This is a genomic window from Pseudomonas danubii (assembly GCF_042980055.1).
Classification (GTDB): Bacteria; Pseudomonadota; Gammaproteobacteria; order Pseudomonadales; family Pseudomonadaceae; genus Aquipseudomonas; species Aquipseudomonas danubii.
Map to the genome: position 1 here is coordinate 782,526 of NZ_CP116502.1, position 14,047 is coordinate 796,572.

General features: G+C 63.2%; 13 protein-coding genes. 7 read left to right on the forward strand and 6 right to left on the reverse strand.

Annotation, left to right across the window (positions count from 1 at the left end; genetic code table 11):
* Positions 1-36 precede the first annotated feature (36 nt).
* The gene (gene mtgA / locus PFZ56_RS03725; RefSeq protein WP_102862089.1) at positions 37-759 is read left to right on the forward strand and encodes a monofunctional biosynthetic peptidoglycan transglycosylase; all 723 of its coding nucleotides are present in this window, start codon (positions 37-39) and stop codon (positions 757-759) included.
* A 97-nt stretch (positions 760-856) separates the two neighbouring features.
* On the opposite strand, the gene rpoH is transcribed toward mtgA, so the two are convergent.
* The 4 genes from rpoH to ftsY form a co-directional block, all read right to left on the reverse strand.
* Positions 857-1,711, reverse strand: coding sequence for an RNA polymerase sigma factor RpoH (gene rpoH / locus PFZ56_RS03730; protein ID WP_016967616.1), 855 nt, complete (start codon positions 1,709-1,711; stop codon positions 857-859).
* 113 nt (positions 1,712-1,824) lie between these two features.
* Positions 1,825-2,847, reverse strand: a complete 1,023-nt coding sequence (gene ftsX, locus PFZ56_RS03735) for a permease-like cell division protein FtsX (RefSeq protein ID WP_102862090.1) — start codon at positions 2,845-2,847, stop codon at positions 1,825-1,827.
* Positions 2,844-3,515 (reverse strand): cell division ATP-binding protein FtsE, encoded by a 672-nt coding sequence (ftsE, locus tag PFZ56_RS03740; RefSeq protein ID WP_016967614.1) that lies wholly within the window; start codon positions 3,513-3,515, stop codon positions 2,844-2,846. Before ftsE ends, ftsX begins: the two co-directional genes overlap by 4 nt.
* Positions 3,512-5,041 (reverse strand): signal recognition particle-docking protein FtsY, encoded by a 1,530-nt coding sequence (gene ftsY, locus PFZ56_RS03745; protein WP_394304586.1) that lies wholly within the window; start codon positions 5,039-5,041, stop codon positions 3,512-3,514. Before ftsY ends, ftsE begins: the two co-directional genes overlap by 4 nt.
* A gap of 355 nt (positions 5,042-5,396) precedes the next feature.
* Between ftsY and PFZ56_RS03750 the strand changes: the two genes are divergently transcribed.
* The 5 genes from PFZ56_RS03750 to PFZ56_RS03770 all read left to right on the forward strand — a co-directional run bounded on the left by PFZ56_RS03750 (position 5,397) and on the right by PFZ56_RS03770 (position 10,754).
* Positions 5,397-6,752 carry a pitrilysin family protein gene (locus tag PFZ56_RS03750; protein ID WP_170001799.1) on the forward strand — a complete coding sequence of 452 codons (1,356 nt, stop codon included), beginning with the start codon at positions 5,397-5,399 and terminating at the stop codon, positions 6,750-6,752.
* Entirely contained in the window at positions 6,745-8,235 is a 1,491-nt protein-coding gene (locus PFZ56_RS03755) for a pitrilysin family protein (protein ID WP_170001797.1), read from the forward strand. Before PFZ56_RS03750 ends, PFZ56_RS03755 begins: the two co-directional genes overlap by 8 nt.
* Complete coding sequence (gene rsmD, locus PFZ56_RS03760; protein ID WP_102862094.1) at positions 8,235-8,855, forward strand: 16S rRNA (guanine(966)-N(2))-methyltransferase RsmD; 621 nt, start codon at positions 8,235-8,237, stop codon at positions 8,853-8,855. Before PFZ56_RS03755 ends, rsmD begins: the two co-directional genes overlap by 1 nt.
* A 74-nt stretch (positions 8,856-8,929) precedes the next feature.
* Positions 8,930-9,931 carry a hydrolase gene (locus PFZ56_RS03765; RefSeq protein WP_102862095.1) on the forward strand — a complete coding sequence of 334 codons (1,002 nt, stop codon included), beginning with the start codon at positions 8,930-8,932 and terminating at the stop codon, positions 9,929-9,931.
* Positions 9,924-10,754, forward strand: coding sequence for an AraC family transcriptional regulator (locus PFZ56_RS03770; RefSeq protein WP_110652432.1), 831 nt, complete (start codon positions 9,924-9,926; stop codon positions 10,752-10,754). The genes PFZ56_RS03765 and PFZ56_RS03770 overlap by 8 nt, the downstream gene beginning before the upstream one ends.
* A gap of 152 nt (positions 10,755-10,906) precedes the next feature.
* On the opposite strand, the gene PFZ56_RS03775 is transcribed toward PFZ56_RS03770, so the two are convergent.
* Together PFZ56_RS03775 and PFZ56_RS03780 are read right to left on the reverse strand one after the other, a co-directional pair.
* Positions 10,907-11,761 carry a sulfurtransferase gene (locus PFZ56_RS03775; RefSeq protein ID WP_102862097.1) on the reverse strand — a complete coding sequence of 285 codons (855 nt, stop codon included), beginning with the start codon at positions 11,759-11,761 and terminating at the stop codon, positions 10,907-10,909.
* A 33-nt stretch (positions 11,762-11,794) separates the two neighbouring features.
* Positions 11,795-12,466: a TetR/AcrR family transcriptional regulator gene (locus tag PFZ56_RS03780; RefSeq protein WP_102881181.1), complete on the reverse strand. Its 672-nt coding sequence runs from the start codon at positions 12,464-12,466 to the stop codon at positions 11,795-11,797.
* Positions 12,467-12,611: 145 nt separating this feature from the next.
* On the opposite strand from PFZ56_RS03780, the gene PFZ56_RS03785 reads away from it, so the two are divergent.
* Complete coding sequence (locus tag PFZ56_RS03785) at positions 12,612-14,042, forward strand: coniferyl aldehyde dehydrogenase (protein ID WP_102862099.1); 1,431 nt, start codon at positions 12,612-12,614, stop codon at positions 14,040-14,042.
* Positions 14,043-14,047: the final 5 nt, after the last annotated feature.

Below are 14,047 nucleotides of genomic sequence, written 5' to 3' on the forward strand. Positions count from 1 at the left end.
AATGGCGCGCTCAACGGGTTCGGCCAAGCCATCTCTATGCTGCGTTATCTGTTTCGTCGCCTTGTAAAAGCCTTGATGTGGTTCGTCGTCGGCAGCGTGCTGCTGGTGCTGCTGTTCCGTTTTGTGCCGCCGCCGGGCACCGCCCTGATGGTGGAGCGCAAGGTCGAATCCTGGATCGACAACGACCCCATCGACCTGCAACGCACCTGGAAGCCTTGGGATGAAATCTCCGACAACCTCAAGGTGGCGGTGATCGCCGGCGAGGATCAGAAATTCCCCGAGCACTGGGGCTTCGATATCGATGCAATCCAGGCAGCGTTGATCCACAACGAACGGGGCGGTTCGATCCGTGGCGCCAGCACCCTGAGTCAGCAAGTGTCGAAAAACCTGTTCCTCTGGTCCGGCCGCAGCTACTTGCGCAAGGGGCTGGAAGCCTGGTTCACCGCGCTGATCGAGGTGTTCTGGCCCAAGCAGCGGATTCTTGAGGTCTACCTCAACAGTGTCGAATGGGATGAAGGGGTGTTCGGGGCAGAAGCCGCGGCGCGCCATCACTTCGGCGTCAGCGCGGCCAACCTGTCGCGCCAGCAAGCCAGCCTGCTGGCCGCTGTCCTGCCCAATCCAAGGGTGTGGAGCGCAGCGCGGCCCAGCACTTATGTGATGCAGCGGGCGGGCTGGGTTCGGCGGCAGATGAGCCAGTTGGGTGGGGCCGATTACCTGAATCGGTTGAATGAAGCCCGTAAAGCGCCGTGGGCGGGTTAGGTAAACCAGGCCTATTCGCCGACAAGCCACTCCTACAAAAGACACGCAAACAAAAACGCCCCGATCATCTCGGGGCGTTTTACATGACGCTTCAGGCTTAAGCGGCGATGGACAGCTTCAACTTGTTCATCGCGCTCTTTTCCAGCTGGCGAATACGCTCGGCCGAAACGTTGTACTTCTGCGCCAGGTCGTGCAGCGTGGCTTTCTCTTCGGCCAGCCAGCGCTGGTAGAGGATGTCACGGCTGCGCTCGTCCAGCACTTCCAGCGCTTCGTGCAGGTTGTGGGTGGAGTTGTCGCTCCAATCGGCATCTTCCAGTTGCAGCGCCGGGTCGTAGCGATGGTCTTCCAGGTAGTTGGCCGGCGACTGGAAGGCGCTGTCATCATCCGCTTCAGCAGCCGGATCGAAGGCCATGTCCTGGCCGGTCAGACGGCTTTCCATCTCGCGCACTTCACGGGGCTCGACGCCCAGGCTTTCCGCCACGCGATGCACTTCTTCATTGTTCAGCCAGGCCAGACGCTTCTTCTGGCTGCGCAGGTTGAAGAACAGCTTGCGCTGAGCCTTGGTGGTCGCGACTTTCACAATCCGCCAGTTACGCAGGATGAACTCGTGAATTTCCGCCTTGATCCAGTGCACCGCAAAGGACACCAGGCGCACACCCATTTCCGGGTTGAAGCGCTTCACGGCTTTCATCAGGCCAACGTTGCCTTCCTGGATCAGGTCAGCCTGGGCCAACCCATAGCCTGAATAGCTACGGGCGATATGTACGACAAAACGCAGGTGGGCGAGCACCATCTGCCGAGCCGCCTCAAGATCCTGCTCATAGTAGAGACTCTCGGCCAGTTCACGCTCCTGCTCGGGCGTCAGCAATGGAATGCTGTTCACCGTGTGCACATAGGCCTCCAGGTTTGCGCCTGGAACCAATGCGTAAGCAGGTTGCAAAGAAGTGGTCATACGAAAAAACCTCCGACTCACATAACTCGTGCAGTTCAGCACTGCGAAAATTGACCGGAAACCGCGAAACAAGTTCCCAAATATTCTGAAAGGTCAATACAAGCAAAATGACATTACTTCGGTGCCAGCTCCCTCAGGTGGCGGGCCACCGCAATCCACGCACCGATATAACCCAACAGCACCGCACCAAGCAAGAGCGATAGACCATCAGCAACCGGCACCCCCGCCAGGGCAAAATCACTGCCGTACAAGCCGGCCAAACCGATCACCGCGTCGTTCAGCCAGTTCAGGCCAAACGCCAGTACGCCCCAGGACAGAATCCCCGCACCGAAGCCATACAACGCGCCCATATAAAGGAAGGGACGGCGCACATAGCTGTCTGTGCCGCCGACGAGTTTAATCACTTCTATCTCTGTGCGGCGGTTTTCAATATGAAGACGAATGGTATTGCCTATCACCAAAAGTAATGCAGAAACCAGCAACACCGTCAGGCCGAAGACAAAACGGTCCCCCAGCTTGAGGATGGCCGCCAGCCGCTCGACCCATACCAGGTCCAACTGCGCCAGTTGCACCTTGGGCATTTCCGACAACCGCTGACGCAAGGCCTCCAGGGTCGCCTTGTCCACTTCGCTCGGCGTGACCAGCACTACGCCCGGCAGCGGATTGTGGGGCAGCTCGCGCAAAGCCTCACCCAGGCCGGACTGCTGCTGGAATTCTTCCAGCGCCTTTTCCTTACTGATGAACTCGGCATCCGCCACACCGGGCAGGCCCTTGATCTCTTCGCCAAGCTTCTCACCTTCGCTGGCTGAAGCCCCCAGATCCAGGTACAGCGAAATCTGCGCTGCCCGCTGCCAGGAACCGCCCAGGCGCTCGACGTTGCTGAGCAGCAACGACAGGCCCATGGGCAAGCTCAGGGCCACAGCCATCACCAGGCAGGTAAAGAAACTGCCGATGGGCTGCTTGCCCAGGCGCCGCAGGCTGTCCAGCAAGCTGGCGCGATGGCTTTCGATCCAGGCATGCAACAGGGTGGCGAAATCCGGACCGTCGTCCTCGTCGCGCTTTTTCTTCGGTGGCGGTGCTTCGGAGGCCTTGGGCGCTACGCGCTCCGCCACTTTAGGGGTACGTGTGGCACTCATACGCCGGCCTCCCCGTCGCCAATCAATCGGCCGCGCTGCAGGGTCAGCATGCGGTGACGCATGCGCGCGATCAGCGCCAGGTCGTGACTGGCGATCAGTACGCTGGTGCCCAGGCGGTTGATGTCTTCGAACACGCCCATGATTTCCGCCGCAAGACGCGGGTCGAGGTTACCCGTGGGTTCGTCCGCCAGCAGTAGAGCCGGGCGGTGGACGATGGCTCGAGCAATACCTACGCGCTGTTGCTGACCGGTGGACAGATCACCTGGGTAAAGATCGGTTTTGTCCGACAAGGCCACGCGCTCCAGGGCCGAATCCACGCGCTTGGCGATTTCCGCCTTGGACAGACCGAGGATCTGCAACGGCAGAGCGACGTTGTTGAACACCGTGCGATCGAACAATAACTGGTGATTCTGGAACACCACGCCGATCTGCCGCCGCAGGAAAGGGATCTGTGCATTGCTGATCTGTCCCAGGTCCTGACCCGCCAGCAGCAATTTGCCGGAGGTAGGGCGTTCCATGGCCAGCAGCAGGCGCAGCAAGGTGCTTTTGCCGGCGCCGGAATGGCCGGTGACAAACAGGAATTCGCCACGACGGACGCGAAAGCTCAGCTCATGCAGGCCAACGTGGCCATTGGGATAGCGCTTACCGACCTGTTCGAAACGAATCATGAACGCTCCCGCTCGGCAAACAGTGCCTGGACAAAGGGTTCTGCTTCAAAAGTACGCAAGTCATCGATGCCTTCACCGACCCCGATATAACGGATCGGCAGACCGAATTGCTTGGCCAGGGCGAAGATCACCCCGCCTTTGGCAGTGCCATCGAGTTTGGTCAGGGCCAGGCCGGTCAATTCCACGGTCTGGTTGAACTGTTTGGCCTGGTTGATGGCGTTCTGGCCGGTACCCGCGTCCAGCACCAGCAGCACCTCGTGCGGCGCATCGGCGTCGAGCTTGCCGATCACCCGGCGAACCTTCTTCAGCTCTTCCATCAGGTTGTCTTTGGTGTGCAGGCGCCCTGCCGTGTCGGCGATCAGCACATCGATACCACGGGCCTTGGCCGCCTGCACGGCGTCGAAGATCACCGAAGCGGAATCGGCTCCGGTGTGCTGGGCGATGACCGGGATCTTGTTGCGCTCGCCCCAGACTTGCAGTTGCTCCACCGCCGCGGCGCGGAAGGTATCGCCGGCCGCCAGCATGACTTTCTTGCCTTCCAGCTGCAGTTTCTTTGCCAGCTTGCCGATGGTGGTGGTCTTGCCGGCGCCGTTGACGCCCACCACCAGGATCACGAAGGGTTTGTTCTGGGCGACGATTTTCAGCGGCTGCTCCACCGGCTTGAGCATGCTGGTGAGTTCGGCCTGCAACGAGGCGTACAGCGCATCGGAGTCGGTGAGCTGCTTGCGCGCCACCTTCTGGGTCAGGTTCTGGATGATCACCGAAGTCGCTTCGACCCCGACGTCGGCGGTCAGCAGACGGGTTTCCAGGTCTTCCAGCAACTCGTCATCGATGGCCTTCTTGCCCAGGAACAGGCTGGCCATGCCTTCGCCAATGCTGGCGCTGGTCTTGGACAGGCCCTGCTTCAAGCGGGCGAAGAAACCGACCTTGTTCTCTTCAACAGGACGGACCGGCTCGACCACGGGCTCGGGCTCCGCCACCTGGGCAACCGGCTCGGCAACAGGAGCAGGAGCAGGAGCAGGAGCAGGAGCAGGAGCAGGAGCAGGAGCAACAGGCTCCGGCGCGACGAATACCGGCGCTACCGGCGTTTGTACTTCGAGCACCGGAGCCGGGGTGACAACCGGCGCTTCGACCACCGGTTCAGATGCTGGGGCCAGGGCTGGAATCGGCGGAGTGACGTGCTCCGCCTGAGCGTCCTCCACCAGGGCCACCGGCTCTTCCGCTACCGGTAGAGTCAGCCAGGGCTTGTGCTCCGGGCTCGGAGTCAGGGGCAGCTCGGGCGCAACGGCCGCTACCGGCTCGGCCTCGACCCGGGGTTGCAGCACCGGCTCGCCGGTCGACAGCACCACCGGCTCGGTCGGGGCTACGCTGGGAGCGGTTTCAATGACCGGAGCCGGCACCGGCTCGACAGGCACTTGCGGCTGTTCGACGACGGGTTCCTGCGGCTTTTTGCGCAGCCATCCGAACAGGCCTTTCTTCTCGCCAGCCGCGGCTGGGGTCTTTTTGTCGTCGTTGGAACCAAACATGGAGACGGCTATCTCAAGGTAGCGATGCGCCAGTGGGCGCTTCGGTAAATAAATATTCGATGCAGAACAGACTGTGTTTCATCCAGCTTGTTCACGCGCAACATGTTGTCGAAATGCCCAAAAGCACTTCAAGGATCGATTTTACTTAAGGACTGGAACGGCAAAATCGGCGAAAAGTCGAAGTTTAGCTGACAAATCAAGGCTTTTTGCCGGTAACTCATACAACCTGCTCAAGCACACTCTGATTCGTGCAAGCCTGATAGGCGTGGCCGCCAGTAAAACGGATCAGTATCCTAGCACCTCCTCGCCCGCACAGGCTAAGACCAAGCGGGCAGCCCAACAGGTTTAAAAACGAATGAATGCTCTAGCCCGCCGCGCTGCAGGCCTGCTGCTCAGCACAGTTTGTCTGCCCCTTGCAGCCCTGGCTGCCGACCCGCAACCCACCCACGAATTCACCCTCGACAACGGCCTCAAAGTGGTGGTCCGCGAAGACCATCGCGCACCGGTAGTGGTGTCGCAGGTCTGGTACAAGGTCGGCTCCAGCTACGAAACCCCGGGCCAGACCGGTTTGTCCCACGCCCTGGAACACATGATGTTCAAGGGCAGCGAGAAGGTCGGCCCGGGTGAAGCGTCCCTGATCCTGCGGGATCTTGGCGCCGAAGAGAACGCCTTCACCAGCGACGACTTCACCGCTTATTACCAGGTCCTGGCCCGCGACCGCCTGGGCGTGGCCCTGGAGCTGGAAGCCGATCGCATGGCCAGCCTGCGCCTGCCGGCCGACGAGTTCGCCCGCGAGATCGAGGTGATCAAGGAAGAACGCCGCCTGCGCACCGACGACAAGCCGCTGTCCAAGGCCTATGAGCGCTTCAAGGCCATGGCCTACCCCGCCAGCGGTTACCACACCCCGACCATCGGCTGGATGGCCGACCTGAACCGGATGAAGGTCGAGGAGCTGCGCCACTGGTACCAATCCTGGTACGCGCCGAACAACGCCACCCTGGTGGTGGTGGGCGATGTCACCCCGGATGAGGTCAAGGCCCTGACCCAGCGCTATTTCGGCGCCATCCCCAAGCGCGACGTGCCACCGGCGAAGATCCCCCTGGAACTGGCCGAACCCGGCGAGCGCCTGATCACCCTGCATGTGAAGACCCAACTGCCGAGCCTGATGCTGGCCTTCAACGTGCCAAGCATCGCCACAGCTGAAGACAAGCGTTCGGTCAACGCCCTGCGCCTGGCCGCGGCCCTGCTGGACGGCGGCTATAGCGCGCGCATTCCGACCCAGCTGGAGCGCGGCGAAGAGTTGCTGTCCAACGGCTCCACCAGCTATGACGCCTACACCCGAGGCGACAGCCTGTTCATGCTCTCGGCCACCCCCAACAGCCAGAAGAAGAAAACCATCGCCCAGGCCGAAGCCGGGCTGTGGCGCCTGTTGGACCAACTGAAAACCACCCCGCCGTCGGCCGCAGAGCTGGAGCGGGTCCGGGCACAAGTGATTGCCGGGCTGGTCTACGAGCGTGACTCGATCACCAGCCAGGCCAGCGCCATCGGCCAGCTGGAAACCGTCGGCCTGTCCTGGAAGCTGATGGACACCGAGCTGGCGGAACTGCAAAGCGTGACCCCGGAAGACATCCAGAAAGCCGCCCGCACCTATTTCACCCGGGAGCGTATGAGCGTGGCCCATGTACTGCCTGAGGAGTCCGCTCATGAGTAAGCGCAAGAATGCTTCACCGGTCCTGCTGGGCCTGGCCCTGGTCGCCCTGCTCACCGCCGGTGGCCTGTACCTGTCGCGCTCCGGCGAGAGTAGTGCCAGCCAGGCCCTGGACAACGCCAAGAGCAGCCAGAAGCTGCAATCTCTGGCCGAGCTGGATGGCAAGGCCCCCAGCCACCGCAACCTCAATGTGCAGACCTGGAGCACCGCCGAGGGCGCCAAGGTACTGTTCGTCGAAGCCCGCGAGCTGCCGATGTTCGACATGCGCCTGATCTTCGCCGCCGGCAGCAGCCAGGACGGCAACACTTCCGGCCTGGCCCTGCTGACCAACGCCATGCTCAACGAAGGCGTGCCCGGCAAGGACGTGGGCGCCATCGCCCAGGGCTTTGAAAGCCTGGGCGCGGATATCGGCAACGGTGCCTACAAGGACATGGCCGTGGTCTCGCTGCGCAGCCTCAGCGCTGTGGATAAACGCGAACCGGCGCTTGAGCTGTTCGCCGAAGTGGTGGGCAAGCCGACCTTCCCTGCCGACTCCCTGGCGCGGATCAAGAACCAGTTGCTCGCCGGCTTCGAGTACCAGAAGCAGAACCCCGGCAAGCTCGCCAGCCTGGAGCTGATGCAGCGCCTGTACGGCAGCCATCCCTATGCGCATGCCAGCGAGGGTAACGCCAAGAGTGTTCCGGGCATCAGCCTGGCGCAACTGCAGGCCTTCCACGCCAAGGCCTATACCGCCGGCAACGTGGTGATCGCCCTGGTCGGCGATCTGTCGCGCAGCGACGCCGAGGCAATTGCCGCGCAAGTCTCCGCCGCCCTGCCCAAAGGCCCTGCCCTGGCGAAGGTCGAGCAACCCACTGAACCCAAGGCCAGCATCGGCCACATCGAATTCCCGTCGAGCCAGACCAACCTGCTGCTGGCGCAACTGGGGATCGACCGTGACGATCCGGACTACGCCGCCGTGTCCTTGGGCAACCAGATCCTGGGCGGTGGCGGCTTCGGCACCCGGCTGATGAGTGAAGTGCGCGAGAAACGCGGCCTGACCTACGGCGTGTACTCGGGCTTCACCCCGATGCAGGCCCGCGGCCCGTTCATGATCAACCTGCAGACCCGCGCAGAAATGAGCGAAGGCACCCTGAAACTGGTGCAGGACGTGTTCGCCGATTACCTGAAAAACGGCCCGACCCAGAAGGAACTGGATGACGCCAAGCGTGAACTGGCCGGCAGCTTCCCGCTGTCCACCGCCAGCAACGCCGATATCGTCGGCCAGCTGGGCGCCATGGGCTTCTACAACCTGCCGTTGAGCTACCTGGAGGACTTCATGCGTCAATCCCAGGCACTGACGGTGGAACAGGTCAAGGCCGCCATGAACAAACACCTCGGCGTCGACAAGATGGTCATCGTCAGCGCCGGCCCCACCGTCGCGCAGAAGCCGTTGCCGCCCCCCACTGACAAACCCGCCGAGCAGCCGCTCGGGGTTCCGGAGCACTGATGGCCCGTCCAGCCCGTCCCAGCAAGAAGCCCGTCCACAACCAGCACAATGGCGTGGGCCAGCTGCGCATCATCGGCGGCGAATGGCGCAGCCGTAAGCTGAGCTTCCCCGATCTGCCGGGGCTGCGCCCGACCCCGGACCGGGTGCGCGAAACCCTGTTCAACTGGTTGGCCCCCTATGTGGCCGGGGCCAAGGTCATCGACCTGTTCGCCGGCAGCGGGGCGGTGTTCCTTGAAGCCCTGTCCCGCGGCGCCGCCTCGGGGCTGGCCCTGGACAGCAGCAACGTAGCGGTCTCCAGCCTGCGCGAGCACCTGGGAACGCTGCGTTGCACCGTGGGCCAGGCGCAGACCGCTGACGCCCTGCGCTACCTGGAAACCCAGCCGGCCACGCCGTTCGACCTGGCGTTTCTGGACCCGCCGTTCAACCAGAACCTGCTGCCCGCCGCCTGCGCCCTGCTGGAGGAACGCGGCTGGTTGGCGGACGACGCCTGGATCTACACCGAAAGCGAAACCGCGCCATCGACCCTGGGCCTGCCCGGCAGCTGGCGCCTGCACCGTGAGCAAAAATCCGGGCAGGTGTATTACTCCTTGTGGCAACGTATGGCAGACAGCGCCGCGTAGAACCTGTTTACGCTCGGCCGGAACAAGCTGCGCAGCCCACCCGGGCTGCGCAGCGCCGCATCGAGACTCCCCCCGTGCCCAACTCGCCTGATCGTTTCATCCCCGCCTTCGGCCTTGGCAACCCGCACCTGCAGACGCTGTGGGGTCCGCTGTGGCGCCCGACCACCCACCTTGAGCGCCAGCGCGAACGTCTGTGGCTGGATGACGGCGACTTTCTCGATCTTGACTGGCACGGCCCCCATAGCGCCGAGGCCCCGCTGGTGCTGGTGCTGCATGGGCTGACCGGTTCTTCCAACTCACCTTATGTGGCCGGCCTGCAACAGGCCCTCGCCGCCCGAGGCTGGGCCAGCGCAGCGCTGAACTGGCGCGGCTGCTCCGGCGAACCCAACCTGCTGCCCCGCAGCTACCACTCCGGCGCCAGCGAAGACCTGGCTTCGGCCATTGCCCATCTGCGGGCCAAGCGCCCCCAGGCACCGCTGTACGCGGTGGGCTACTCCCTGGGGGGCAATGTGCTGCTCAAGTACCTGGGGGAAAGCGGCAGCGCCAGCCCGCTGCAAGGGGCCACGGCGGTGTCGGTGCCGTTTCGCCTGGACCAGTGCGCCGACCGCATTGGCCAGGGGTTCTCCAAGGTCTATCAGGCCCACTTCATGCGCGAGATGCTGGCCTACATCAAGGACAAGCAACGCCAGTTCCAGCACGACGGCCGCCATGAAGGCCTGGCGACCCTGGCGCAACTGGGCCCGCTGACCAAGATGCGCACCTTCTGGGACTTCGATGGCCGGGTCACCGCGCCGCTGCATGGCTTTGCCGATGCCCAGGACTACTACCGCCGCGCTTCCAGCCGCTATTACCTTGGGGAAATCCGCACCCCGACCCTGATCATCCAGGCCGCGGACGATCCCTTTGTGTTCCCCCACAGCCTGCCCGAGGCCGGCGAACTGTCTGCCAGTACCCAGTTCGAACTGCAGGCCAAGGGCGGCCACGTAGGCTTTGTCGGAGGCAGCCTGAAACACCCGAGCTACTACCTGGAACAACGCATCCCGCAATGGCTGACCGGCCTGGACCGCCATGGATAAGCCCGCCCGGGAGTCGATCCGCTTCTGGCAGACCGCGCCCCTGGCCGGGGTCGAGTTGCTGGCCGCGCGCTACATCGAACAGCGCTTCGTGCCCCACGTGCACGAGGGTTATGTGATCGGCATGATCATGGCTGGCGCTCAGCGCTACCGCTACCGCGGGGCCGAACACCTGGCGGGCAGCGGCACCCTGGTGCTGATCAACCCGGACGAATTGCACACCGGGGCCAAGGGTGTTGAAGACGGCTGGCTGTATCGGGCCTTTTACCCGGACAACCGGCAGATTCTCGGCTTGCTGGATGAACTGGAACTGCCCAGCGGCAGCCTGCCGGCCTTTGGCGCCACTCTGTATCGGGACCCGGATCTGGTGCAGGGTTTTGCCCGCCTGCACCACCTGCTGGAAAGCCCGGCCACCGCCCTGCAACAACAGACCCAGTGGCGGGAAATGCTGCTGATGCTGTTGCAGCGCCACGCCGGAGTCCGGGCACTGGGTGAACCTGGGCAGGAACACCGGGCGATTGTCCAAGCCAAGGAACTGCTGCGCTCGCAACTGGCCGCACCGCCGTCATTGGAAGAGTTGGCGGCGGCGGTAAACCTGTCGCCGTTCCATTTCGCCCGGGTGTTTCGCCGGACCACCGGGATTGCGCCCCATACCTGGTTGATGCAGCAGCGCATCGCCAAAGCCCGGGCCTTGTTGCGCGATGGCTGCCTGCCGCTGGCAGTGGCGACACAGTTGGGATTTGCCGACCAAAGCCATCTGAGCCGGCAGTTCAAGCAGGTGTATGGGGTGACGCCGGCGGCTTATCGCAGCGCCGTTCTGCAGTAGGGCGACGCGGCTTTCGCGAGCAGGTTCGCGCCTGCTGCCGCCAATGCGTCCCTGTCGACGCTTTCGCGAGCAAGCTCGCTCCTACAGGTTCGCGGGGGCCTGCGGGCCGTAGGAGCTGGCTTGCCAGCGAAGAGGCCGACGGGGGCAGCCCGTCAATCGCCGGTGGCGACAGGCCGCTGGGCATCGGTGATCCATTCGCTCCACGAACCGGCATACAGGCGCCCCAGCGGGTAGCCGGCCAGGCACAAGGCGAACAGGTTGTGGCAAGCGGTGACGCCAGAGCCGCAGTAAGCCACCAACTGCTCCGGGGAGCGTCCTGCGAGCTTTTGCGCGAATCGCTGCTTGAGTCGGTCGGCCGCAAGGAAGCGCCCGTCCTCGCCCAGGTTGTCGGTGAATGCCGCGCATTGGGCACCGGGAATATGCCCGGCCACCGGATCGATGGGCTCCACCTCGCCACGAAAACGCGGCAGGCCACGGGCATCCAGCAGGGTCAGGTCCGCCTGACCCAGGCGCTGGCGCAAGTGCTCGGCATCCAGCAGCAGACTGTGGTCGGGCTGGCCGGCGAACCGGCCCGGCACGGTCTGCGGTGCATCCAGGCTCAGGGGCAGGCCCGCGGCGTGCCAGGCTTTGAGGCCGCCATCGAGAATGAACACGCCATCACGCTTGCCCAGCCAGGCCAGCAACCACCAGGCGCGGGCAGCGTAGGCACCGGGGCCGTCGTCATAGAGCACGATCTCGCTGTCGTTATCGATGCCCCAGGCCTGCAGGCGGGCCACCAGTTGCGCCGGCTCCGGCAACGGATGCCGGCCGGTCACGCCCTTGATCACCGGCGCGCTCAGATCCCGGTTCAGATCGGCGAAATGCGCCCCGGCGATATGCCCGTCGGCGTAACTGCGCTGGCCGTAATCCGGGTCTTCCAGAGCAAAGCGACAATCCAGAATCACCAGGCCGGGCTGTTGTTTTTTCTGGTCCAGGGCAAGCGGGCTGATCAACTGCGCGAGGGGCATAGCGGGCTCCTGTGAGTAAGTCGGAGATTGATCCTACTGCACTTCTTCCAGGGCTTGGGCCAGCGGCACGTAAAACTCTTCGAACAGGCCGTTGACCGCTTCCCGGGCCTGCTCGGTGACAAAACCGGCTTCCAGCACCAGCACCTGATAGACGCCACGCTTGATGGCTTCCTCGCTCAGGTGGGTGGAGTTCTCCCGGGTGGTGCACAGAAAACGCACCCAGGAGGTGAGGATGATCCAGGCATTGAGGGTCAGGGATTCGATCTGCACCTTGTCCATGGCGACGATCCCGGCGTCGACGAAACGTCCGTAGATGGCCATGCCCTGGATCAGGCAGCGCTGGGAGAAGCGCCGGTAGCGAGCCGCCAGTTCGGCGTCGCTGTCCAGCAGGTGTTCCAGGTCGCGGTGCAGGAAGCGATAGCGCCACATGGCCGCCAGCAGCGCCTGCAGGTAATAGCGCTTGTCTTCAACGGTGACCGCACGCCCGGGGGGCGGGCGCAGGAAGCTGTCCACCAGACTCTCGTACTCGGCGAACAACACGGCGATGATCGCCTGCTTGTTGGGGAAGTGGTAGTACAGGTTGCCCGGAGAAATCTCCATGTGCGCAGCAATATGGTTGGTACTGACGTTGCGCTCGCCCTGTTGGTTAAACAGCTCAAGACTGAACTGAACGATGCGCTCGCGGGTTTTTATACGTGGGGCCATGGGCGTGGGCTTTAATCAGAAGGCTGGGGTGCATCTTACGTTCTATCCCCCTGTGGATAAATCGCGACCGGCACCGGATGGTATTTGACAATTTAGAGCATAAGCTCTAAAAAACTAGCCACCCTATAAAAACCGGAGCCCGTCCATGTCTGCCGAAATCGCTTACCTGCAGGATTCCCTTCAGCAACAGGACGAGCTGCATGCGCTGTTCGAAGCCCAGCGCCGGGCCTTCGCCGCCAATCCCATGCCACCGGCCGCACAACGCCAACAATGGCTCAAATCACTGCAGAACCTGCTCGATACCGAACGCCAGGCGCTGATCGATGCCATCAGCCAGGACTTCAGCAACCGCAGCGCCGATGAAACCCTGCTGGCCGAGCTGATGCCCAGCCTGCATGGCATTCACTACGCCAGCAAGCACCTGAAAAAATGGATGAAGCCGTCTCGTCGCGCCGTCGGCCTGGCCTTCCAGCCAGCCTCGGCCAAGGTGGTTTATCAGCCGCTGGGGGTGGTGGGCGTCATCGTGCCGTGGAACTACCCGCTGTACCTGTGCATGGGCCCGTTGGTGGGGGCCCTGGCCGCCGGCAACCGGGTGATGCTCAAGCTCAGTGAATCCACCCCGGCCACCGGCCAGTTGCTCAAACAGTTGCTGGCCCGGGTGTTCCCCGAGGATCTGGTGTGCGTGGTGCTGGGCGAAGCCGAAGTGGGCATGGCCTTCTCCAAGCTGCGTTTCGATCATCTGCTGTTCACCGGCGCCACCAGCATCGGCAAGCACGTGATGCGCGCAGCGGCCGAAAACCTGACCCCGGTGACCCTGGAGCTGGGCGGCAAGTCCCCGGCCATCGTGTCCCACACCGTGCCCCTCAAGGACGCCGCCGAACGTATCGCCTTCGGCAAGACCCTGAACGCCGGGCAGACCTGCGTCGCCCCGGACTACGTGCTGGTGCCGGAAGAGCGCATCGGAGCCTTTGTCGAAGCCTATCGCCAGGTGGTGCGTGGTTTCTTCCCGACCCTGGCGGACAACCCCGACTACACCGCGATCATCAACCAGCGCCAGTTGACCCGGCTCAACGGCTACCTGAGCGACGCCACCAGCAAGGGCGCGCTGTTGGTGCCGCTGTTCGAACAGAGCCAGGAGCGGCGCCTGGGCCATAGCCTGCTCTTGAATGTCACCGACGACATGACCGTGATGCAGGACGAGATCTTCGGTCCGATCCTGCCCATCGTGCCCTACAAGACCCTGGACCAGGCCCTCGCCTATATCACCCAGCGTCCGCGCCCCCTGGCCCTGTACTACTTCGGCTACGACAAGTCCGAACAGCAGCGGGTGCTCAACGAAACCCACTCCGGCGGCGTGTGCCTCAACGACACCCTGCTGCATGTGGCACAGGATGACCTGCCGTTTGGTGGTGTCGGCCCTTCCGGCATGGGCCACTACCACGGGCATGAAGGCTTCCTGACCTTCAGCAAGGCCAAGGGAGTGTTCATCAAGCAGCGCTTCAACGCGGCGCGCCTGATCTACCCGCCTTATGGAAAATCGATCCAGAAACTCATCCAGAAGCTGTTCATTCGTTAACCAGT

Coding starts and splice junctions, on each gene's coding strand:
- rsmD (WP_102862094.1), top strand. CDS start 8,235: ATGGCCCGTCCAGCCCGTCCCAGCAAGAAGCCCGTCCACAACCAGCAC.
- PFZ56_RS03750 (WP_170001799.1), top strand. CDS start 5,397: ATGAATGCTCTAGCCCGCCGCGCTGCAGGCCTGCTGCTCAGCACAGTT.
- ftsE (WP_016967614.1), bottom strand. CDS start 3,515: ATGATTCGTTTCGAACAGGTCGGTAAGCGCTATCCCAATGGCCACGTT.
- ftsY (WP_394304586.1), bottom strand. CDS start 5,041: ATGTTTGGTTCCAACGACGACAAAAAGACCCCAGCCGCGGCTGGCGAG.
- PFZ56_RS03785 (WP_102862099.1), top strand. CDS start 12,612: ATGTCTGCCGAAATCGCTTACCTGCAGGATTCCCTTCAGCAACAGGAC.
- mtgA (WP_102862089.1), top strand. CDS start 37: ATGCTGCGTTATCTGTTTCGTCGCCTTGTAAAAGCCTTGATGTGGTTC.
- PFZ56_RS03755 (WP_170001797.1), top strand. CDS start 6,745: ATGAGTAAGCGCAAGAATGCTTCACCGGTCCTGCTGGGCCTGGCCCTG.
- PFZ56_RS03775 (WP_102862097.1), bottom strand. CDS start 11,761: ATGCCCCTCGCGCAGTTGATCAGCCCGCTTGCCCTGGACCAGAAAAAA.
- PFZ56_RS03780 (WP_102881181.1), bottom strand. CDS start 12,466: ATGGCCCCACGTATAAAAACCCGCGAGCGCATCGTTCAGTTCAGTCTT.
- rpoH (WP_016967616.1), bottom strand. CDS start 1,711: ATGACCACTTCTTTGCAACCTGCTTACGCATTGGTTCCAGGCGCAAAC.
- ftsX (WP_102862090.1), bottom strand. CDS start 2,847: ATGAGTGCCACACGTACCCCTAAAGTGGCGGAGCGCGTAGCGCCCAAG.
- PFZ56_RS03770 (WP_110652432.1), top strand. CDS start 9,924: ATGGATAAGCCCGCCCGGGAGTCGATCCGCTTCTGGCAGACCGCGCCC.